The 3,609-nt window shown below is 58.1% G+C and carries 5 protein-coding genes; 4 read left to right on the top strand and 1 reads right to left on the bottom strand.

The features are described from left to right. Window positions 1-849, top strand: an 849-nt coding sequence (locus IV091_RS17540; protein WP_293470621.1) for a ketose-bisphosphate aldolase, incomplete at its 5' end; no start/stop codon positions are given. A 108-nt stretch (window positions 850-957) separates the two neighbouring features. Beyond that, window positions 958-1,266, top strand: a complete 309-nt coding sequence (locus IV091_RS17535) for a c-type cytochrome (RefSeq protein WP_293470619.1) — start codon at window positions 958-960, stop codon at window positions 1,264-1,266. Between the two features lie 107 nt (window positions 1,267-1,373). On the opposite strand, the gene IV091_RS17530 is transcribed toward IV091_RS17535, so the two are convergent. Then, a complete protein-coding gene (locus IV091_RS17530) occupies window positions 1,374-1,733 on the bottom strand; it encodes a metal-sensitive transcriptional regulator (RefSeq protein ID WP_293470617.1) in 360 nt (119 codons plus the stop codon). A gap of 228 nt (window positions 1,734-1,961) precedes the next feature. Between IV091_RS17530 and IV091_RS17525 the strand changes: the two genes are divergently transcribed. After that, window positions 1,962-2,534: a DUF302 domain-containing protein gene (locus IV091_RS17525; protein WP_293470615.1), complete on the top strand. Its 573-nt coding sequence runs from the start codon at window positions 1,962-1,964 to the stop codon at window positions 2,532-2,534. Between the two features lie 50 nt (window positions 2,535-2,584). Continuing rightward, window positions 2,585-3,609: outer membrane protein transport protein (locus tag IV091_RS17520; RefSeq protein ID WP_293470613.1), on the top strand; the 1,025-nt coding region annotated here is incomplete at its 3' end.

Raw genomic sequence — 3,609 nt, 5'->3', positions numbered from 1 at the left:
CACATGATGCTGGCGGCGGTTGAGTCGCATCCCGACATTCCCGTGGTGCTGCACCAGGACCACGGCACGTCGCCCGCTGTCTGCATTCAATCCATCCGTTCTGGTTTCACCAGCGTGATGATGGACGGCTCCCTCATGGCGGACGGCAAGACGCCCGCCAGCTATGAATACAACGTGGACGTGACGCGCCGGGTCGGTGAGATGGCGCATGCGGTCGGCGTGTCCGTGGAGGGTGAACTCGGTTGCCTGGGCAGCCTGGAAACCGGCGAGGCCGGCGAAGAAGACGGCGTGGGCGCAGTGGGCAAGCTCACCCACGACATGATGCTGACCGACCCCGTGCAGGCCAAGGACTTTGTGGCGCAGACCGGCGTGGATGCGCTGGCCATTGCCATTGGCACCAGCCACGGCGCCTACAAGTTCACGCGCAAGCCCACCGGCGACATTCTGGCAATCGACCGCATTGCCGCCATTCACGCGCAAATTCCCAACACCCACCTGGTGATGCACGGCTCTTCCAGCGTGCCGCAGGAGTGGCTTGAAATCATTCGCCAGTTTGGCGGCGAGATCAAGGAAACCTACGGCGTGCCGGTCGAAGAAATCCAGCGCGGCATTCAAAACGGCGTGCGCAAGATCAATATCGACACCGACATTCGCCTGGCCATGACCGGCGCGATGCGTCAGGTGTTTGCCCAGCAGCCCAGCGAGTTCGACCCGCGCAAGGCGCTGGTGGCCGCCAAGAATGCTGCGCGCGGCATTGTCAAGGCGCGTTTTGAGGCGTTTGGCTGCGCGGGCATGGCCAGCCGCATCAAGCCGGTTTCCCTTGATGACATGGCCAGGCGTTACGTTTGAGGCCGGGAAATCCCTGACGTTCTGTGGGCAATCGACTACAGCCAGGATTCAAAAAATACGTTAAATTAGCGATCAGTTATATTTGCTTCAACTTCTTTAGGAAACCCCATGAAACTTCTGCATGTTCTGTTGGCCACCACCGCGCTGGTATCTGCTCCGGCTTTCGCCAATATGGAAATGGCCAAGAAAAACGCCTGCATGGCCTGCCATGCGGTCGACAAAAAGCTGGTCGGCCCTGGTTACCTGGACATTGCCAAGAAATACGCAGGTCAAAGCGATGCAGAAGCCGCGCTGGTCAAAAGCATCAAGGCCGGCGGCTCGGGTAAATGGGGTCCGATTCCCATGCCCGCACAGGCTGCACTGAGCGATGCCGATGCCAAGACGCTGGCTGCCTGGGTGCTTGCCGGCGCCAAATAATTCCTGCGTTCCCGGGTGGGCTCAGCCAGGCTGGCCGATTTGGGAGCCCAGGGCGCCTGAGACATTGTGCACTCTGCATAAAAAAACCCGCCAGCTGGCGGGTTTTTTTATGCAAATTTTTCCATGAGGCGGGCCGAGCGCGACACCTCGGCAATGGCCTGCTCATCCGTCTTCGACTCATGCACGGCTTCGATCAGCGAGCACGTCATCATGCGGTAGAACGCTTTTTCCATGGCCTTGCGCGTGGCCGACATCTGCGTGGCCACCTCTTCGCATGAGCGGCCGCCTTCAATCATGTCCACCAGGCCCCGCACTTGTCCTTCAATGCGGCGCAGGCGATTGACCATGTCTTTCTGGTGCTCTTGCCGGTAATCCTGCGCCTGGCTGGTTGATTTCACGGCTGCGGTGACGGTGGCGGTTGCTGCGGTGGTTTCTGCCGTGGTTGATGTGGATGTTTTTTTTCGCATGTTCTCAAGCCTTCCGGGTGACGGTTTTTGACAGTTTGCCAGATCGCACCAGACCGTAACGCATGCGCGGGTTGTTGTCAAAAAAATACCATACCCCCATTGGTATAGGGTAGATACTAATTTCCGTTGCGGGTTGAAGCCGGGATGATTGCCACACACCAGACAAGTGTATTAATTGCGTCCAATTGTCTGGTTTGGAAATCTTCTTAACCCTCAACAGGAATACGCATGAAAAAACCTTCACTTACCCTTAGCCTGGCCGCCTTGCTGGTGGCGACCTCGCTGACGGGGTGCGGCACGATCAGCACCATGGGCAAGCTGGAAAGCGGCGCCGGCGGCGAGGCCAGCAAGATGTGGGATCGCTGGATTGAAGCCGATGGTGATATTGCCGTGGCAACGACCTGGGAGCGAAAAGTCAAACCCGGTGTGACGATTAACGATATCGAACAGGTGTTTTCCGCCGTTGCGACCGAGCGCAACATGAAGGCCGTGGGTGAGCTTCCGCTGTCAAAAGAACTTGAAGCACGCACGGGCGTCAAGCAAAAATTCCTGAAGGTTTACTCTTACTGCTCGCCCACCACAGCACGCATGATGGTGGACTTCAGCCCCCACATGGGCGCGTACCTGCCTTGTCGCCTGACGGTGGTCGAGCGTGACGACGGGCTGTGGATCTACACCCTCAACATGGACATGATGGTCAAGATGGGCCGCAAGCTGCCTTCGCCCCTGAAGGAAGAGGCATGGAAAGTGCGCGAAACCATTTACCAGATGATGGACCGCGCCGCCAACGGTGCCTTCTAGTCAATCGCCCCAAAAAAATACCGCAACGATAAAAAAGCAGGAGACATTAATTGACACACGCAGCACGCACCACCATTCGCCTTCGTCCACTTGCCCTGGCCCTGTTCCTTGGCGGAACCTTGTCCAGCGCCTTTGCAACCGACGGCTACTTTTCCCATGGCTACGGCATGAAGGCCAAGGGCATGGGCGGCGCATCCGTAGCGGTGGCCCAAGACGGTTTTGCCGGCGCCAACAATCCGGCGCGCGCCAGCTTCTCGGGCAACCGGATTGAAGTGGGCGGCGACTTTTTCATGCCTGATCGCAGCGCCAGCCGCACGGGTAATCCCATGGGTCTGAATGCCACGGTGGAAAGTGACAGCAAACTGTTTCTTATTCCCGAGTTTGGGTACAACCGCACGATCAACGACCGGGTGTCGGCCGGCCTGACGGTCTATGGCAATGGCGGCATGAACACCGACTACGCCAGTAGCCAGGTCAATTGCGGTCAGGGTCCCGCCAATCTGCTGTGCGGTAGTGGCCGTCTGGGCGTGGACCTGATGCAGGTGGTGCTGGCGCCCACGGTCGCCTACAAGCTCAATGACCGTCACGCGATTGGTGTTTCGGCATTGCTGGTACATCAGCAGTTCAAGGCTGATGGCCTGCAAGCTTTTAGCCAAATGTCAAGTGATGGCACCAAGTTGACCAACAATGGCTTTGACACCAGCAATGGTCTGGGCCTGCGTTTGGGTTATTTTGGCAAGCTCAATGACAAGGTGAGCATTGGGGCTTCGTATTCGCCCAAGATTTCAATGTCGAAGTTTTCTGACTACGCCGGCTTGTTTGCGGCGCAGGGCAAGCTGGATATTCCTGAAAACTACTCGGTCGGCGCGGCGTTTCAGGCAACGCCCGATGTCATGCTGGCTGTCGACTATCAGCGCATCAACTATTCCGGTGTGCCATCGATTGGCAATCCAAGCACCAATCGGGCGCCATTGGGCGCGGCCAACGGTCCCGGCTTCGGCTGGAAGGATGTGGGCGTGATCAAGCTCGGTGTTCAATGGCAGGCTACGCCCAAACTGGCCTTGCGGGCCGGCTA

The sequence above is a fragment of the Polaromonas sp. genome (genome assembly GCF_018780625.1).
GTDB lineage: Bacteria > Pseudomonadota > Gammaproteobacteria > Burkholderiales > Burkholderiaceae_C > Polaromonas.
Note: the sequence above shows the minus strand (reverse complement) of the source record. Positions and strands in the feature narration are given on the sequence as shown.

What these genes read in the sequence shown, in the direction of transcription:
- IV091_RS17535 (WP_293470619.1), top strand. Translation starts at nt 958, where the DNA reads ATGAAACTTCTGCATGTTCTGTTGGCCACCACCGCGCTGGTATCTGCT.
- IV091_RS17530 (WP_293470617.1), bottom strand. Translation starts at nt 1,733, where the DNA reads ATGCGAAAAAAAACATCCACATCAACCACGGCAGAAACCACCGCAGCA.
- IV091_RS17525 (WP_293470615.1), top strand. Translation starts at nt 1,962, where the DNA reads ATGAAAAAACCTTCACTTACCCTTAGCCTGGCCGCCTTGCTGGTGGCG.